The following is a 16,770-nucleotide window of genomic DNA, read 5'->3' on the forward strand; positions in this document are numbered from 1 at the left end:
TTTAAAAGTGCATTAAACTACGTTCAGTTAAGGAGATCATCGTGGCCACATCAGTCGCCTTTTTTGGATTGGGGCATATGGGAGCTCCAATGGCATCTAACCTGGTAAAAGCTGGATTTCAGGTCAAAGGGTATGATCCCGTTACAGAGCTCCTCGATAACGCAGAAAAGCAAGGTATAGAAAAGTGTGTATCTCCACATCAAGCAGTTGTGGGTGTAGATTTTATTGTGAGTATGCTACCTAATGATAGTGCCGTCGAATCACTCTATCTTGATGAAGAGAAATTACTGGAGCAAATTACCGAAAATACATTGGTAATCGATTGCTCAACTATTTCGACAAAGAGCTCCAAGAGACTTCTTGCTTCTGCTCAAGATAAAAAGTTACATGCTATTGAAGCTCCTGTATCTGGTGGTGTCGCCGGTGCAGCAGCAGGTACGCTTAGTTTTATGTGCGGTGGAAACCATAGCGATGTCGAGCGAGCAAGGGAAATTCTTCAGCATATGGGGGCCAATATCTTCCATGCTGGTCCCGCAGGCGCAGGACAAACCGCAAAAATCTGCAATAACATGCTACTGGCCATTCATATGATTGGTACAGCCGAGGCCTTGCAACTCGGGGTAGATAATGGCCTCGACCCCATTGTACTCAGCGAGATAATGTCGAATAGCTCTGGGGCCAACTGGTCACTGCAAAAATATAACCCCTATCCCGGTGTAATGTCTGATACCCCCGCAAGTAAGGATTACACCGGTGGATTTATGGTGAAGCTGATGTGTAAAGATTTGGGACTTGCGCAGCAGGCTGCAAATAACAGCCAAAGTTATACTCCACTTGGTTCCCTGGCCCGTAATCTTTACGGGCTACATGATCTTGCAGGCAATCATGAGCTGGATTTTTCCAGTATACAGCGAATGTTCCAGAAGACTTGATAACTACCTGAAATCTGCTGGAATTAAGTACGAATGCGTTTCCTCAGGAAAAAATAATCTATTTAGAAAACTAGACCTAACTGTTGTAGGCCCCTATAAAAGAGAGGCCTAAATTATACTTGGGATTAACTATTAGCGCTCTTGTCCTGTAGGTGCTATCTGGATTTCTCTGATAGTTACTTGTTGAGGCTGTGAATACATAAATAGTGCTGCGCGTGCTATATCATCTGCATTTATTGCGCCACCAATAGAATCCTTCCACTTTAGATAGTCGTCAATAATTGCCTGTGAAGTGGTATGGCTTACAAGATCAGTTTCCACTGCACCTGGACTTATTGTCATCACACGTACGCCACTGGATGCGACCTCTTCTCGTACCGTCTCACCAATGGCCGTAACCGCATATTTGGTCCCACAATAAGCAGCGTGGTTAATAAAGGTTTTCACTCCTGCCAGTGAACTGATATTGATAATACTGCCACGCTTTCTGTTTTTCATGCCGCCAAGTACTGCCTGCATACCATTTAGAGTTCCAAGCACATTCACATCAAACATCTGCCTCCATTCAGTAGGGTCTTGGGTTTCCACATTACCTAAAAGCATCATACCGGCATTGTTAATCAAACAATCAACAGGGCCAAATTGATGTTCAGCTTCTCTAATTGCTGCTTCAAGGTCCTCTCGATCGGTGATATCTACCTTCTTACACAAGGTATTAGGTAGATTAAGGGATTCCATCTTCTCCAAACGGCGCGCCAACAGTAGAAGGGGATATCCAGCATCTGACATATGCCGAGCGATGGTGGCGCCGATGCCTGAGCTGGCTCCAGTAATCACAATAAGTGGTTTGGTCATAACAATCTCTCTTTTCTTTTCCATAGCCGGTCTATCTTTCGGCACTCATTTGATGGACCAAGTATAGGATTTACGACTATGATGATTATCCTCACCAATCTGAAAACATTGTTTGGTTTTAATGAACAAACTATCCTGGCGAGCCATCAGGGCCTTTTTATCTGTAGCAGAATATGGGAGCTTTACTGCCGCCGCCGAGCACCGTGGGTTTTCCAAGGCCAATCTGAGCCAGCAAGTATCTGAGTTGGAAGCTGCTCTCGGGGTCCAACTCCTTTACCGCACCACCCGCAAGTTGCGACTGACGGAAATCGGTGAGGGCTATTACCAGCGTTGTAAACTGGCAATGCAGCAGCTGGATACTGCCGCGGAGTGGGCATCTCAGAGCAAAGCAGGGATTAAAGGCAGTATTCGGATAAATGCTGTTGGCGGGGTGATTGGTGAAGAGCTTATTGCGCCACTCGTGATAGATTTCCAGCGTAAATATCCCGAAGTGCGGGTTCACTTAGACTTTTCCAGCGTACGTGTAGACCTGGTTGAAGAGCAATACGACCTGGTCATCCGTATGGGTACGCTGCCGGACTCATCGCTGATAGTGCGCAAGCTGCATAATATTAAAACCCGGTATGTCGCGAGCCCCGACTTTTTAAGTACCCACGGGCCTATAACCAAACCTTCTGACCTTTCCCTGGTGCCTCTGGTTTATGGCAGTGTTGACCAATGGGTCATGACACGAGGTAAAGCCCAACAGGTTGTTCAAGCTAATCAAGGAATTAAACTCGTCAGCGGCCGGGCTATGCATCTCGCATCATTGGCTGGCCTGGGAGTGACTCGCTTGGCAGATGTTTATGTGCAAGCAGATATTGCCGGGAACAGGCTTGTAGAAATCTTACCTGGCTGGTCAGAGTCCACGATATTGTCTATGGTGTGCCCACCCCTGAAGCACCAGCTAATAAGAGTTCGCAGTCTTATGGAATGGCTAAAAGAGCGCTTCCCTAACGCATATCAACTCTTACTGGAAAATGGTCCGGCTGGTTAACTCCGCACCTGCTTATTTTTCTTCTTGTTTTCAAAAAAAATTCTATTAAAAATTTGTCTCGGAAAATATTTATTCCTCTGATTTATCAGCTCGCTTAATCGCCTCTAACTCTTCCAAAGTTAACGACTTATAACCACGTAAATAAGGCCATCCAAACCCCCACCGAAAAGGTGTAGGCAAAAAGGGTGTCCCACCGATACGGACTCCCACCAACATTAGTAGCGCAACTTCGTCCTCACCAGTACCAACAACACAAGCTTTTAATTTTTCATCCGCCAGCTTGCGCTCTTCATAGGTACCGCCTTTCCAGTAAGCGTAGTCATGAGCCAGGCAACAGCTCATCCATAGTTCTCCATGCTCAACAGTCCCATCAGGAAAAACACTACAACCATCTGTTTGAAAAGGTTCTATTTCCAAAGCCCATAATGTAGATGAATAAAACAATACGATTATTAATAGGTACTTCATAATACTTTAATTTGATCAGCAGCAGACACAACCTACCCAACTAACTCCAGAATAGGATGAACTATATTTTATAACATCCTCCTCCAGTTAGGGGGTTTACCATAGAAATAAATGGGAGCTTCTAAGATTTTCCTGCGATCAATTCTTCCAACCAGTTGGCTACAGGTACCGGTTAGATAAATAAAGTTTCAATCAATTCTCATTGGGCTCGAGCCTTGCCCACAAGAGTTTCAAAAAAAATCCAAAGAGCTTGCTGGTGGAGCTGGATAACTATGCTGTTCACCCAATTCACCTAAGGCAGCAAGAATAAGTGTGTCACCAATGACCTGGCGCACTCGAGCAAAAATCAAAGTAGCACGAGAATACCTGCCATGTGAGGACTCAGCGCTGACCAGGCTAAGATTTGGCTTATGGCTATGGACTTCGGCGCTCTGATATCGCTATCGCTCATAGGAGATCAGCCCTTCCATAGCAACTCTTCCCTGATAACGTTCCAGCATCAACAGCTCTATATACTTAGCTATGGATTCCACCAAGAAGGCTCTATCTCATTTAATCCCATTTCAAACCAATGGCCAAATCATTAGCCAAACCGTTAGCCAAACCATTGGTATGCAGTTTTATGAACTGCACGGCGATAGGCCTGACTGCTATCTTACCCTTTATTTGGCACCCTTATCTTACAACTACCCCTGAATATTCCTACATTAAGTTTATTACCATCAGAAAATCATAAACCTTTCGACACACTAAATTTGCTTGTGGTCTTGATTTTCTGGTTAGTCACCACTCCTTTAATTTTGGCCTTCGAGCGAGAACACAATACTCGGAAGCTCGCTGAACTGACAAATGAACAGACCCAGACTGAGCTAAGAATGTTACAACAACATGTTAATCCCTACTTTTTTTAATACACTAAACAGTCTATATGCATTACGCTTAATGCAGTCGAATCAAGCGGCACCGATGCTGCTGATATTATCTGACCTTCTACGCCATTTGGTGTATCAGGGTCAAACAGCTGAAGTAGTACTAAAAGATAAACCTGCCTATTTACAAAATTATTTTGAACTAAAAAATTAGGAGTAGAATTTCTCTACAGGATTGGAATAGATATAAATTACCAGAGGAATCAAAAAAAATTCCGCCTCTACTACTGATTATACTAGTAAAAAATACCTTTAAACATAGTGCTGAAATCAGCCACGATAAATGCTTTGATCACATCCTTTTATATGTGCAAAGTAACAAATTAATGTTTGAATCTATTAATCGCGCACCTGATCAATCTATCAATAAGAGCACCGTAGGTATTGGTCTGGAAAATATTAAACATCGTTTACAATTAAGACAACCAAAAAGTTTTACCCTACAAAGGGTAGTTGCAGGAACAGCATTGGCATGCTCAACTAACAATACAATTATGAAAACCTGAATTATAAATGATGAACCATTAGCTCATGATATCCATATACACCAAAGCCATATACATGTTGATCTTGAAATAGCAGAGCAGTGTTATAGGGCTGCTGAAGGACTTTCTTTTCTAGCTGATCAGGAATTTGATCTGATACCATTGGATATTCACATGCCTGTTTTATCCGGCCTGAAAATGATTAACATACTGGCTAACCGCCCTCAGGTTGCTCTTTGCACTGCTTATCAAGAATACGCACTTAAAGGTTAAGAATCAGATGTAACCGACTATCCGTTGAAATCAATCAGTAATGAACGTTTTCCCCAAGCCATGGATAAAGTCAGACGTCATTTTGGAGAGTCAACACCGCCAGTAAACCTAGAACATATAAATTGTATCGTAGAAAGAGTAGAACAAAAAATCCTAAATATTAAATTATAAAAATACTTTATTTTGAAGCTTACGAAAACCATGTAAAAATCTGGCTTGGGGATAATATTTGCTTACCGCATCTACCAAAAAAATTTGGTCAGAACTCTACCTTATGGGCACTTTGTTTAAATACATAAATTAATTTTACCTATTAATAAAAATTTTTTAGCCTAAACAGAAAAATGTCATATCGGCCAAAAAAAGCAGTGAAATTTGGTAAAAAACTTCAGCAAAATACTATAGATTAATGGTCATGCTAAGTTCATTCATGACTGCTCCACAATAAGAAAATTAATATAGACAAACCTCAATATGCCATCCGACCGATTAGAACAATAGTATAATTATAAAAATTATTACAATATATTCATAAACCATCATTTTTTCTAAAAAATGAAAATTTGAATTTCACATAAAGCTCTTTTAATTACAATTAAAAATTTGTCCGATAATCTTAAGTCATCTTTCTTTTCAAGTTGCCTCTATCAATACACACAAATAAATTTCTGCAGATATCTTATTCCGAGCAGCCTTAGCAAATCTATAAACTTCTTCACTTATAACTAGCATCTCAGCAAGAGACTTCACATCTACTTATCTTCATACTATAAGTAAATAAATATAAATATTTAATCTTCCTTGGGAAGCGGTACTGCGGTATCTAATATCGTTACCCCATTCAAGCTATAGCCATTTATATCTGGGTAATCTACTTGCATTCTTTTAACGAATTCACTAACCAAGAAGTCTAACCCAACGTCTGAGATAGGTCCACGAACACGACCAAAATTACTGCAATGTAGAGTCCAAGCTTTCTCTGCCTCTCCCCCACTAACAGTATAATTAATTAAAAGTAGCTTTGGACCAAAACGATTCCACAACATATCACCTAAATTAACAATCTGTAATAAGACAATAATTATCATTATGCCTAATACTGTAGCATCCATTTAAAACTCCTACATATAACTTTTCAGTAGATTAGATTTACTCTTCAGTTGAAGGCCTTTTCCAATGAATAAATTTACTTTTAGCCTCTGTAATTATGGCCACTCGTTTTCGTTTCTGACGCGCATCTTTACGTCGTAGGCTGTCACAGGATTTGCATCGACTATCGCGACCACTACTATTTTGGGAGTTTAAATAGTAGTTCTCAGGAGTTTGCCAGTAGCGACATATGCAACACTGTAGGCGGCCTTGACTATCTGTCTTCCGGCGAGGGCGCCCTACTGTAGGGTGTTTAATCATATTAGGAAACTGCCTATGAATTTATACTTATTCTGCATGCCAGGTTTTAATCCGTGGAGTGCGAGGTTGGCGCTGCTCAAACGCTGTCTTTTTAAAGTTTGCTGCGTTAGCCTTTCCGAACAACATGCCAACTAACATCCAGCGTCCAGTATTGAGATACTCCACATATTGACGACGACTCATTTGAATAGACTTGGCTCTTGCAACTTGAGTTTCAAGGCCCGGCTTGCCAGCATGTAACTCTAACTCTACGACTTGACGAGCTTCAGATAGAAGCTGCCCTAACGTCATTAGACAGCGATCTACTTCTTCTGCTCGAGGGCATTGATAGCCATTATGCGGAGAAGTTGATCGTATTATTTCACCACCACTAGACATAAGTGCAGCAATTATATTTCCGCCTCCTGATAACCCTTGGGGAAGGCCGTCATACCCTGCGGAGCTCCATTGCAACCACTCCTCTAAGCGTTGCTCTAAAGCTTTTTTTAGTTTGTTATCTAATTGCGCCATAAATTTATAGTCCCAATCCTGTGAACAAGGGCGATCTATAATTTTTAGAATGTCACTCTGATGTAAGTAACTATTAATAAATTATTTCAAGTTTCAGTGATATCATTTTTTCATTGTCAGCGTGGATAGTTTTTTTATTTAGCCGGTATGACCTTTTTTCCTTTATTTAAGGATCGAGAATTTTCTTAATACGACAGTTGCGCTTTAGTTCTTTGTATTTGTTGTTATTTCAACTATAAATATCTCCCTACTAACAATTAAGCCAGGAGGAGTTTTGTCAAAGTACAGAGGCCAACAGCTGACCACCCCACATGTTCACTTAAAGTGAACATGTGGGGCAATGTACATTTGAAACGTACTTTTATCAACATTTATTTCTAGATTTTTTGTGTAACGTTCATCTCGAATGGGCTTACCCCTCACAAAAAGGGTAATTTTTTGCTAGATGGAGCTGTAGACTGAGTTATCAACTTCTCGTACAAAAGTACATGCTCTATAGTTGCTTAGTGAGTTCTACCGATTAGAATGTGCCTGTGCCTTAAAGGAAGCGACGTTCGTTCCCCGCTGAAAGGTTCATTTATAATGGACTTATGATAGTGGTTCACCAACAGACAAAATGAAGCATGAAAACAGTGAAAACTGGTAAGAAGAGTGAAACTTTGAAAGATCCCAAAGGCCGGGGAGCTAGTGAACGTTTACATAAGCTCCTCACTCAAAAAGGTTACCCCGTAGGGCGTGGTCGATTGTCTAGCTTCTGCAAGGAGTTCGGTATTGGCAAGACTACAGCAGCAGCTTGGCTTAACAATGATGTATTGCCTAGAGACCGAATTGAGCAGCAACGCATCGCCAATGCACTGGGAAGTAGTGTTGGCTATTGGGCGACGGGTGAGGGCGAAACAGAATTACGACAAATTGACTTTCTGCTAGTTGGTAAGTGCGTCAATGCTATCGTGGTCTATTTACGCGATGAGTGTGATCTGGATCCGGATACTTTACCAGACGTGGTACTGGCTGATGCATACGGTAGCTTGTATCGTTACGCCCAGGAGAACAATGGCGAAATTTCCTCAGAGTTAGTCGCCAGGGTTTCTGTTCAGGTACTTGCGAAGCTGGCTCAAAAAAGTTAAACATCAACCTCAGAAAACTACTATTACACATACTTAACTAATAAGTAATCACCTATTATCGAGAGAGGTGTATTAGCTGATTTTGAAGTTATCCCACTTATAAAGCAGAGAATACTTACCGTGAATGAAAACTATTTCTCTGACCATAAAGCTAATAATATAACTCTGATACTTACGAATTTTCAGCAAGCTATGGCTGTAGCGCCGCTTGAACTTGCGTTGTGTAACGCTGGTTTTTCCCAATACTGTGGGTAGCCTGATCCACAGTCCATACACCATCAATTTGCTGGTGGAAGTTACTTAAGCGCAGAGGGGTTTTGGCTCTAAGATTGGGATTTCCATCCAGGGTAAATGACAGCTTTCCGCTCTGGCGGTTTAGATTACGTAGACGAGCAGCAGCTGCAGTTTCCGCATCTGTTGGTCCAGATCTCAGTTGTGGTAACCGATCTACCGCCCCACTGCGATCGCCGATTAATACCAATTGCTCTGTAGCGGTAAGCGGGTCATGCCAGCGAGCTTCAACACCACTATAGAGATTACGATCGGGTAGGGTAAATCGCCAGTTCTCGCATGTATCTGAGTTAATTTGCATCTCAAGTAACTTCTTACCACTGGCACTTTTGGCTTCATCTACTGGAACAAAAATCAGACGATCCTCTACCAGCTTGGCTATAGCCTGCATTTCCAGTGCAAGACGAGTAAGTAAGTTCATATCACTTTCGTTGGTTTGATCTAGATGCTGGAACTTGTGCTTTGCTAGGGATTCAGCCACAACTGGAGTTAAACGGTTATCTTTACAGATTTCTGTGATTAGCTCCTTTAAAGTGAGATTATCCCAACTACGTGATTTATGCGTCTTTAATTTATCACGAAAGTTGCTACCACGGGCAGTTATAGTCATCTGACGCAGCGGCCCACTTAATTCAATCTCATCTACAACAAACCTTGGTAACATTTGTAAGTCATTGCCATAACCTAGCTGAGCGGAAATTAAAACACCCTTTCGCGGTATAGCTAGGCGACCTTCCGTATCATCCAAAATGACACTAAACGTATCAGAAGTTTGGCCTGCCTTATCCACCCATGTGAAGCCTAGAGCTCTTTGGTTGAGTTCACTTCCCTCAATACCATCCACCTCTATTACAAAACGCGGCTGCATAGAAAAACCTCTAATCCCATAAGTTAATCATTGGACTTTTTACCTTCGCATCGCTCAATTCTGGCAGAATTATACGCACGCCCTCTGGCAACACTGAAGGCAAAAGGGCTAACTTAGGATTTGCTTCTAGCACTTCCGGTACGGCGGACTCTCGGCCATAGTAACTTTTGCAAACTTGGTCCAGGACATCCCCAGCTCTTGTACGGTAATCAGTGACCATACTTTGCTCCGTAATACGTCAAAGAAATAGAAAACTCCACACAGCGAGCCACTCCATCTGCCAATGGATCTTTGTCGGTGCGCTCTATACTGGTAATTGCCCAAAACCCCATTACTTCACCCATTCCGGATACAAGCTGTAAAGGCTCTCCTTGAGCAGCAGTATCTGCCATTTCTTGAAGTTGATTAGGCTTACCAAACTCTAAAGGATAGATTGTCCCACTCAGAGTAATGTCACGTGTTCCCTGCCCAGTAAATTGAGGCTGTGGATACCCCCGAGGACGGTTACTATTCTGCCAGTTGAATTTCCATGCCTGGCGCAACTGATCGTAACCAGCGGTCTGTAGAGCAAATGGAAAGTCTCCTAATTTCAGCATAGTTTCTGATGGAACGTCTCCTAATTTCAGCAAAGTTTCTAATATATTCATCATGTCGCCGCTCCATTCATTATACCCAGGTCAAACATTACACTGCGTTGCTGAGCTTCTTGGCTTCGTTGACGTTTATCCAGTTCTTCACCTACTTTGCGTCCTATGGACTCTTCATCTAACCCTGCTGAAGGGTAAATATTGATTGGAGAGTTAATACTGTTTTGTACCATGATATTGCTGCCACCTCGAGGTCGTACATCTGCTTGCATGTCTATTGTCGTTGGCTGATTTTCAGGATTCTCTTCTTTACCAAACAGCTTTCCACTCAACCAGGAGGCTCCACGAAATAGCAAAACTAAAGGACTTTTACCCAATATTTTGAAGGCAAAGTCTTTGATCTTGGTTAGGGATTTACGTGCACCTTCAGGTAGCTTATCCCATAAACTACCCAAAGTTTTATCGCGAATCTCTTTAAGCCAATCTCCAAACTTACCAACCGCTGCAACAACTTTGTCCCAGTGCACCCAGAGTAAGGCTACGGCAGCAACGATACCTGCAATAATAATCCCAGGGAGTGATAACAAGCTAATAAAAGGCAATATCGCAACAGTCATTATTCCAGTTAGCACAGCACCAATAGACTTAGCTATTCCGCCAAATTCACTAAATTTACTGACTAAAGAGCCAACGCCTTTAACCACTTCGATTAAACCTAGAGCAAAATTACGGATAAACTCTTTAGCTTCTGGTTTTTGTAGCCACTGCGTAAAATCCTTGAACATACTCATAAGTGTTGGCATCAGCTCAGTAGCAAGAAGGTTTTTAAAGCCAGTAAGCGTAGTGGTCAATTTTAGCCAGCTAGTGTTAAAATCCGCTGCAAGCTGAAGTTGTTTACGGTCTAAAACATTACCTGTCGCGTTAGCTTCCTGGTGCATCTGCTCAAGCCCACTACTCCCACCGCCTAACATGTTGACCATGTCGATACCTTGAGAACCAAAAAGTTTATCCGCTATAGATATACGCTTACTTTGACTTTCAATAGTCACCATAGCGTCCGCTATAACTTTCAATTGTTCTTCAGGTTTCATCTGGGCCAGGTTCTGTGCATCCAAACCCAGATCTTTAAGTGCAGACGATGCCTTCACATCACCCTTCGCAGCCGCAGTAATACCTTTGATCATATTCTGGGCGCTCATATCAAAGGTTTTGGCAGTTATGCCTGAGCGCTCTGCGGCAAAACGATACTGCTGCAATCCCTCTACAGTGAACCCAAGCTTGTTAGCGGTATCAATCGCTTGATTACCTGAGTCAGCCGTACTTTTTACAAAATTGAAAAGCCCTAAAGCTGCGGTGGTTGCACCTGCTCCTATGCCTTTTAAGTGAGAGATGGATTTTTTAGCTATGCCAGGTAGACGCCCGAGGGATTTAAGGCCTGCCGAGCGTCTTTCTAAGCGCTCTAATTTTCGATCCACATTAGCAACACTGATACCATATTTTTGAGCCGCTGTGGCTGCTCTCCAAAGCTCCTTACGTTTACGCTCAACAACCTGACGAGCTCTCTCCCCTTTAATACTACTGGCCTCGTAACGCCTTTCCAGTTTGGAAAGACCATCTCGTTGCTTTTTTAAACCCTCGGCCGCAGCCATTGCTTCATCGGTCTCGTTAATAGACTTACTAAAGCGTTGCAACATTGTCTGGCCTTGTGTAACAGCACTTTTAAATCCAGACGTTAAGGTGCCATCTAGGCTCACTAATAGGGAAAACTTGCTCATGGATACGGATCCAAAGGGGGTAAATTAGATAGATTGCCTCGGTACAGCTTCATCTTTAGGCAGATGATCAACCCAACTACTCAGTTCCTCACAACTCATATTTGAGAGTTCTGTGAGACTCCAGCCAGTCCAGCTAGCCAGAGTTATTAATAGTCTTCGGATAGCAGAGGCGCTTAGGATAAAAAACCTTCATAGGTCTCATCTAGTTTTTTGAAGTCTGCAGCATCCATATCTTCAATGACTGCGGGGGAGACTTCACAGAGATTGGCATAGGTTTCAGTCGCCAGCTCACCATCTCCCACCGGCTGGCGTTTGCGTTCTGATTCTTTTTGTTTACGCTCAATAGCTAGCAAGTCACGCACCTTGGGACGCCGCATTTGCAATTCGGAATAGATAATACCTTGATATTCAACTGGAAAATCCAGCTTAATTGCGTTCTCGGACATATTTTCCTCAAAAAAAGCCCACAAGCATTAAGAACTTGTGGGCAAGTCAATTTAGAGAGTGATAAAAAAAAAGGGAATTGAAAATTCTTAAGAGCCTGGGTTATCGGCCAATAGCAGCGCGAAGCTCTGCCGTCTGGTCAACACCATCAACAACACGCTTGCCATTTAGCACGTCAATTTCAACGACTTGACGGCCATCAATGCTCACAGAGTAATAACGCAGTTCCGCACTGTATTTCTGTTTGTTCATCTCACCGGGCTTATGAGAACCTGCTTCATAAGTACGCACCAGCCCTCGCATCTTAATAACCACCGGTACCACCGAGCCATCGGCTTCACTTTGAGCTGCCGCGCGTAGGGTTAAGGGTGTACCAGCTTGTCCTGCTTGACCCCACTGGGCCAATGTTTCGGCATGGTAGCCTGCCAGGGTCCAACTAGCTTCCAGTTTCTCGACCCTGCCCATATCTATCCCAATAGCGGCCCCTAAACCGCCCCCGTTATAGTCTTCAGTAACGACTTTGAGGCTAGGTGCTTCAAACTCCTCCACCAAACCGGCATACCCCTTACCATCAGCAAAGAGCTCCATATCTTTAAAAATAAAACCTTGCATTTGTTTCCCCGCTCAGTCGAAAATAATATTAAATTAAGCTACCAGATCGGTTAGGTAGCGATTAGTGCTAGCAACTTGGAAGCGGATACTCTCTGCGATACCAACAGGGGTATATTCTACGTTGAAGTACACTCGTCCAGCAGCCAATTCACTTGTACTATTAAGCTCTGGATCTGGGGTACAAGTGCCTCCATGAATTGCTCCAAGCAGAGTCAAGCGACGTAAGAAGTTATTAACACTTTCTGCGACATCTTCAAAAAAGGTTCGATTTAAATTACGATCTACTGCCCAAGCAACACCTTCTTGAATACTGTCATCAATTGCATCGGCGATACGTACATGCGTTTCAAATGCCCACTTGGGATCTGCAGAACAAGTACGGTTTCCCCAAAGACGAAAACCACCTTGGCGAATTACTGTTGTAATCTCATGTTGATTCAGTAGATTAGCGCGGCTATTAGGGTCACCTTGAATGAAATCTACAGGGCGACTGCTACCAACAATTCCTGAAATTTCCTGATTGGAGATGGATGCCCAAAAACCTTCTTCGCTATCTCGCTTAGCACGGATACCTGCAGCAATCGCCGACAGAGGGACTCGTTTATTATCTCCACTGGTCTTATCAAATTTGAGCACGGACGGATCAAAAATCTGTAGACGCTTACTGCCGAAGTTAGTTCGAAATGCTTTTGCGGCAGCATCATCGGTGTCAGGGGCATCAATATATGCAACGCCTTTAACTCGATCAGCGACGACGTTCATTTCACTCGCGACTGCCGAATCAGACGAAAAGCCTGGGGCAATCACAATACGGGGGCGCTCCCCCACGGCACTTTCCGCACCACGTAATGAATGTAAGCCAGTGTACTGGCCAGCACTTTCGCCCCCAATAACGTTTGCACGAGTGGAGGAATCATCAGGGCCTTCTGCTACCCTTACTACTACAACTAAAGCGCCGGCCTGATCTAAAATGGCATCAAGAGCATCAGGTAAACTGCCTTTAGCAGTACCCAATGTATCCAAGGCTGATGCTTGCAGTTCAGAACCCGCAATCAATACGGGTTTGTTGAGAGGGAAAGGTTCATCGGTACCGCCAGACATCCGGAGTGCTGGCTGCGGCGAAAGAACACCACTACCATCACTATCACCGTTTACCACAGAAAATAGTGCTGAAGCCTCCGCATTTGCTGCTAATGCCGTGCGAACATTATCAGCTGTACTAATAAGCTTGCTACTTGAATCTGTGGCGAGTGATACCGTTACTGATTTACCATTAATGTTAATGGAGAGAACAGCATCTGCGGTATTTGGATTGACAAACTCAATACTGATGACATTGCCCGTATTACCAGGGCTTGCTGCCGTAAAAACAAGCTCTGTATTTGCTTCAGTAGTGCCAATAGTCAGAGAGGCATTGGTTGCTGCCGCAGCATTTGGGGCCGTCCCCACAATACCAATACAACCCAGTTTGACTAGGTTGATATCGCGTGCGCCGGCGTCACTATGGGTTACCCCTACGCCGTGTAAAATGTTGGTGCTCATAGAATAGCTCCTGCTTTTAGTGATCAGTTAGTAGAGACATCAGCTGATAGCCAGTGCCGCCAGTTCATCAATAGTTTGTTGTGCTTGGGCCCCATAGTCTGAGCCCTCCGCAAGCTCCAAAATCTGAGCCTTACCACGTAGGCGGAGATCGCGGATTTGGTCGAGTGCCTCGAGCCAGACACTATGTTGGAATTTAATTTCTGCCACTGCTTCTACAGCAGTTTGTCCGGAAGTATCCATTTGTACTTGTACAGCTAGAGGGGTGGGGCCAGGAAATCCATCAACCTCATAAGCTATTGCTACTTCATAAGCTCGGCGACGTTCTTCATGCATAAATTCACCGGGCCCTAGGAGTTGAGCACGTACTTGGCCGGCAAAGTGATCGATGCTGATTAAAGCATCGGCACGTCTCTGTTCCTCACTACGGGTATCAACCTGCAGTTCTGCCCATAGAGTGGCATGGTCAGCAATTACCTGCTGAAAATCATCGAGAGTTAAAATTACATCATTAGGGCGAATGGGGTCTTGCCATTCAATCTCTCCCTCTACGCCATCGAACTGTACTGCGTGCACTGCATCGAGAATATCGTAGTCAGCCAAGTCCATTTCCACAGTGTTTCCATCCACTGTAACTAAGCTCTCGGTAGCCATAATCGTCAGTTGCATTATCTTTGCCTCTAGATTTATGGTGCTATACGCTGTACATAGGCCAGCGCATAATAAGGAGGTAAAATCGCCACAGTGTGCTCATGGCCATCATGAGTAGAGGCGCTTGCCGTGTGGTTATGTGCACCACCACCACCACTGTAGCGGGTATAAGTATTGAGCCCGTTATCCCAAGTACCTCCATCCCACTTAAGTATCCATCTTTGCTGGTATGTTCCGGTACTTCCGTTCGTGTAGGCACCTAGATCATGATGATGCCGGTGGCTAGGAATTTGTGATAAGGTCAATGTGTGGTTATTAACTGTTATCGCGTGGGAGTGGGCACCATTCTTACTTGTCCTTGCTGATGTGGCACCACCAGTCGCCCCAACTGAATAATTGTCCCCAGCGCCAAGTACAAATCGGTTACGCAAATCACGTGTACCGTTACTGCCATTACATAGCTTGTATCCAGCTGGCAAATCTTGGATCTCCCCGCCCCAGATATAAATTAACTGACCAGGAAATTGCTTATTGATATATCCCTTTAATGTTTCTGGAGTGACGGCCTTTTTCTTTTCATTGCCAATGTCAACCTCACTCTGACTGGCCAGCGCTACGATTCCGCTCTGGCTAGTACCAGCTGCTACTGGTTTATTATCATTGAGTTTATTCTGCAGTGTCTTTGGAGTAACCACGAGTGTTGAGCTATTTCCATCATCCACAGCCTCCTGGGTAGCCAAACGGGTAAAACCATCTCGATTCGTAGTTGCATAAACATGACTGTGGCTGGAAAGAGCCAATACAGACAAGCGCTGATGGAGCGTTTTTGGCGTTACCACTTTATCATCAACGCTCCCTATATTAACTTCGGCTTGAGTCGCAATAGGAATAACGCCCGCACGTTCTGTGGTAGCTGTTGGGTTGCTAAAGCCTGTATCTCCAACGGAAATATTATCCGCGTTACTACCAGATAGTTTGATATCTAGGGATAACAGGTAAGTTGAATTGGCTCCTTTATTCCCTACCGGGTCGGCTCCAGGGCCTACCGAATATACGGCATAAAGTATTCCCGTATCGGTATACAAGCCAAACTCATTAACATCATAGATATCACTGCTCTCATCTTTTAAGGTGATATGCAGCATATCATTGGCAACTTCTACGTTACCGGATATGGTAGGCAGTCTTTTAAATTCTTGTTGCAACCCTGTAGCGCTGGCATCCGGGTTCCAGCGCCCTGTACCCAGGGCAATCTTTGACAGTTTTACCGGTAAAGTACCGGCGTTATTCTCATCCACGATGGCCTTCTGGCCTGCAGTGGTAAGTACTAGCGCGAGTGTCACGGGTTTACTCCATGCACGGGCGAGCCACTCAGCCAAAAAATACCGAGTGACTCGCGGGCAGATTTATGGGAAAAGTGTTTAGGTCGCGGTAAACCGCAAACGGTCAAATACAGCAGCTCGCGCTAAACCTACAGATAAAGTCGTAGCACTTGCCTGTGTCCCCAGTCGCATAGTGAAATGGGAACGAAGCGGTTTAACATACGTTACCGCTTTCACAATATCTTTCTGAAATTCAGCACTCACTGGTTTACCAAATGCATCCACAGCATTTAGTACCAGATCAAAAGTATGAGGCTTACCTGGAGGATCAGTTTGAAACCACTCAACAATTGCTACATCTCCACCAAAAGCTGCAGCTGCAGTTTCTACTGCAGATCGAGTACCTTTTGTTGTATGTGTAGTAAACGCTGAGCGAATTACGGCACGTTTGGTAGCGGTAGGCCAACTATCATTCCATGTATCCACACTATGTTGCCAGGCTAAAAAAGGTAGGAACGTTGGTGGACATTTATCTGGGTCATAAAGTTCTGTAATGTTTACCGGTATTGCATTGAGTCTGGTAGCAATAACAGACTCTACAGCTAGCTCCAACTGGCTCGCATTGGGTGGCAATAAAGTGTTATTCAAGATTTACC

The 16,770-nt window shown here is 43.7% G+C and carries 19 protein-coding genes; 5 read left to right on the forward strand and 14 right to left on the reverse strand.

Features of this window, described 5'->3' with window-relative positions:
* The first annotated feature begins 41 nt into the window (after window positions 1-41).
* Window positions 42-932, forward strand: a complete 891-nt coding sequence (mmsB, locus tag ACJJI7_RS04355; RefSeq protein WP_282952301.1) for a 3-hydroxyisobutyrate dehydrogenase — start codon at window positions 42-44, stop codon at window positions 930-932.
* 132 nt (window positions 933-1,064) lie between these two features.
* Here mmsB and ACJJI7_RS04360 read toward each other — a convergent pair whose 3' ends face one another.
* Window positions 1,065-1,787, reverse strand: coding sequence for an SDR family oxidoreductase (locus ACJJI7_RS04360; protein ID WP_020414351.1), 723 nt, complete (start codon window positions 1,785-1,787; stop codon window positions 1,065-1,067).
* Window positions 1,788-1,908: 121 nt separating this feature from the next.
* Here ACJJI7_RS04360 and ACJJI7_RS04365 point away from each other — a divergent pair, with 121 nt between their 5' ends.
* A complete protein-coding gene (locus ACJJI7_RS04365; protein ID WP_020414350.1) occupies window positions 1,909-2,823 on the forward strand; it encodes a LysR family transcriptional regulator in 915 nt (304 codons plus the stop codon).
* A gap of 69 nt (window positions 2,824-2,892) precedes the next feature.
* Here the strand turns inward: ACJJI7_RS04365 and ACJJI7_RS04370 are convergent, their stop codons facing one another.
* Window positions 2,893-3,165 (reverse strand): hypothetical protein, encoded by a 273-nt coding sequence (locus ACJJI7_RS04370; RefSeq protein ID WP_282952299.1) that lies wholly within the window; start codon window positions 3,163-3,165, stop codon window positions 2,893-2,895.
* Window positions 3,166-4,233: 1,068 nt separating this feature from the next.
* On the opposite strand from ACJJI7_RS04370, the gene ACJJI7_RS04375 reads away from it, so the two are divergent.
* A complete protein-coding gene (locus tag ACJJI7_RS04375; protein ID WP_475717114.1) occupies window positions 4,234-4,374 on the forward strand; it encodes a hypothetical protein in 141 nt (46 codons plus the stop codon).
* 403 nt (window positions 4,375-4,777) lie between these two features.
* Window positions 4,778-4,978, forward strand: coding sequence for a hypothetical protein (locus ACJJI7_RS04380; protein WP_475717130.1), 201 nt, complete (start codon window positions 4,778-4,780; stop codon window positions 4,976-4,978).
* Window positions 4,979-5,769: 791 nt separating this feature from the next.
* On the opposite strand, the gene ACJJI7_RS04385 is transcribed toward ACJJI7_RS04380, so the two are convergent.
* Window positions 5,770-6,090, reverse strand: coding sequence for a hypothetical protein (locus ACJJI7_RS04385; protein ID WP_020414347.1), 321 nt, complete (start codon window positions 6,088-6,090; stop codon window positions 5,770-5,772).
* 325 nt (window positions 6,091-6,415) lie between these two features.
* Window positions 6,416-6,898 (reverse strand): hypothetical protein, encoded by a 483-nt coding sequence (locus ACJJI7_RS04390; protein WP_282952297.1) that lies wholly within the window; start codon window positions 6,896-6,898, stop codon window positions 6,416-6,418.
* 659 nt (window positions 6,899-7,557) lie between these two features.
* On the opposite strand from ACJJI7_RS04390, the gene ACJJI7_RS04395 reads away from it, so the two are divergent.
* Window positions 7,558-8,025, forward strand: a complete 468-nt coding sequence (locus tag ACJJI7_RS04395) for a hypothetical protein (RefSeq protein WP_353375566.1) — start codon at window positions 7,558-7,560, stop codon at window positions 8,023-8,025.
* A gap of 190 nt (window positions 8,026-8,215) precedes the next feature.
* Here ACJJI7_RS04395 and ACJJI7_RS04400 read toward each other — a convergent pair whose 3' ends face one another.
* From ACJJI7_RS04400 to ACJJI7_RS04445, 10 genes are all read right to left on the reverse strand, one after another.
* Entirely contained in the window at window positions 8,216-9,184 is a 969-nt protein-coding gene (locus ACJJI7_RS04400; RefSeq protein ID WP_444902565.1) for a contractile injection system protein, VgrG/Pvc8 family, read from the reverse strand.
* A gap of 10 nt (window positions 9,185-9,194) precedes the next feature.
* Window positions 9,195-9,404: a tail protein X gene (locus tag ACJJI7_RS04405; protein WP_020414343.1), complete on the reverse strand. Its 210-nt coding sequence runs from the start codon at window positions 9,402-9,404 to the stop codon at window positions 9,195-9,197.
* Window positions 9,394-9,834, reverse strand: coding sequence for a phage tail protein (locus ACJJI7_RS04410; RefSeq protein ID WP_020414342.1), 441 nt, complete (start codon window positions 9,832-9,834; stop codon window positions 9,394-9,396). Before ACJJI7_RS04410 ends, ACJJI7_RS04405 begins: the two co-directional genes overlap by 11 nt.
* Complete coding sequence (locus tag ACJJI7_RS04415) at window positions 9,831-11,546, reverse strand: phage tail tape measure protein (RefSeq protein WP_282952294.1); 1,716 nt, start codon at window positions 11,544-11,546, stop codon at window positions 9,831-9,833. The genes ACJJI7_RS04410 and ACJJI7_RS04415 overlap by 4 nt, the downstream gene beginning before the upstream one ends.
* 173 nt (window positions 11,547-11,719) lie before the next feature.
* Complete coding sequence (locus tag ACJJI7_RS04420) at window positions 11,720-11,992, reverse strand: phage tail assembly protein (protein WP_282952293.1); 273 nt, start codon at window positions 11,990-11,992, stop codon at window positions 11,720-11,722.
* A 100-nt stretch (window positions 11,993-12,092) separates the two neighbouring features.
* A complete protein-coding gene (locus ACJJI7_RS04425) occupies window positions 12,093-12,602 on the reverse strand; it encodes a phage major tail tube protein (RefSeq protein ID WP_020414339.1) in 510 nt (169 codons plus the stop codon).
* A gap of 33 nt (window positions 12,603-12,635) precedes the next feature.
* On the reverse strand, window positions 12,636-14,144 hold the full coding sequence (locus ACJJI7_RS04430; RefSeq protein WP_020414338.1) for a phage tail sheath subtilisin-like domain-containing protein: 1,509 nt from the start codon (window positions 14,142-14,144) through the stop codon (window positions 12,636-12,638).
* Window positions 14,145-14,183: 39 nt separating this feature from the next.
* Window positions 14,184-14,810 carry a hypothetical protein gene (locus tag ACJJI7_RS04435; protein ID WP_020414337.1) on the reverse strand — a complete coding sequence of 209 codons (627 nt, stop codon included), beginning with the start codon at window positions 14,808-14,810 and terminating at the stop codon, window positions 14,184-14,186.
* A gap of 17 nt (window positions 14,811-14,827) precedes the next feature.
* Entirely contained in the window at window positions 14,828-16,135 is a 1,308-nt protein-coding gene (locus ACJJI7_RS04440) for a phage tail-collar fiber domain-containing protein (RefSeq protein WP_020414336.1), read from the reverse strand.
* Window positions 16,136-16,213: 78 nt separating this feature from the next.
* Window positions 16,214-16,762: a phage tail protein I gene (locus ACJJI7_RS04445; RefSeq protein WP_020414335.1), complete on the reverse strand. Its 549-nt coding sequence runs from the start codon at window positions 16,760-16,762 to the stop codon at window positions 16,214-16,216.
* Window positions 16,763-16,770: the final 8 nt, after the last annotated feature.

The sequence above is a fragment of the Microbulbifer variabilis genome (genome assembly GCF_056232115.1).

Coding starts and splice junctions, on each gene's coding strand:
- ACJJI7_RS04360 (WP_020414351.1), bottom strand. CDS start 1,787: ATGACCAAACCACTTATTGTGATTACTGGAGCCAGCTCAGGCATCGGC.
- ACJJI7_RS04365 (WP_020414350.1), top strand. CDS start 1,909: ATGAACAAACTATCCTGGCGAGCCATCAGGGCCTTTTTATCTGTAGCA.
- ACJJI7_RS04385 (WP_020414347.1), bottom strand. CDS start 6,090: ATGGATGCTACAGTATTAGGCATAATGATAATTATTGTCTTATTACAG.
- ACJJI7_RS04390 (WP_282952297.1), bottom strand. CDS start 6,898: ATGGCGCAATTAGATAACAAACTAAAAAAAGCTTTAGAGCAACGCTTA.
- ACJJI7_RS04425 (WP_020414339.1), bottom strand. CDS start 12,602: ATGCAAGGTTTTATTTTTAAAGATATGGAGCTCTTTGCTGATGGTAAG.
- ACJJI7_RS04375 (WP_475717114.1), top strand. CDS start 4,234: ATGCAGTCGAATCAAGCGGCACCGATGCTGCTGATATTATCTGACCTT.
- ACJJI7_RS04410 (WP_020414342.1), bottom strand. CDS start 9,834: ATGATGAATATATTAGAAACTTTGCTGAAATTAGGAGACGTTCCATCA.
- ACJJI7_RS04415 (WP_282952294.1), bottom strand. CDS start 11,546: ATGAGCAAGTTTTCCCTATTAGTGAGCCTAGATGGCACCTTAACGTCT.
- ACJJI7_RS04435 (WP_020414337.1), bottom strand. CDS start 14,810: ATGCAACTGACGATTATGGCTACCGAGAGCTTAGTTACAGTGGATGGA.
- ACJJI7_RS04430 (WP_020414338.1), bottom strand. CDS start 14,144: ATGAGCACCAACATTTTACACGGCGTAGGGGTAACCCATAGTGACGCC.
- ACJJI7_RS04400 (WP_444902565.1), bottom strand. CDS start 9,184: ATGCAGCCGCGTTTTGTAATAGAGGTGGATGGTATTGAGGGAAGTGAA.
- ACJJI7_RS04405 (WP_020414343.1), bottom strand. CDS start 9,404: ATGGTCACTGATTACCGTACAAGAGCTGGGGATGTCCTGGACCAAGTT.
- ACJJI7_RS04370 (WP_282952299.1), bottom strand. CDS start 3,165: ATGAGCTGTTGCCTGGCTCATGACTACGCTTACTGGAAAGGCGGTACC.
- ACJJI7_RS04420 (WP_282952293.1), bottom strand. CDS start 11,992: ATGTCCGAGAACGCAATTAAGCTGGATTTTCCAGTTGAATATCAAGGT.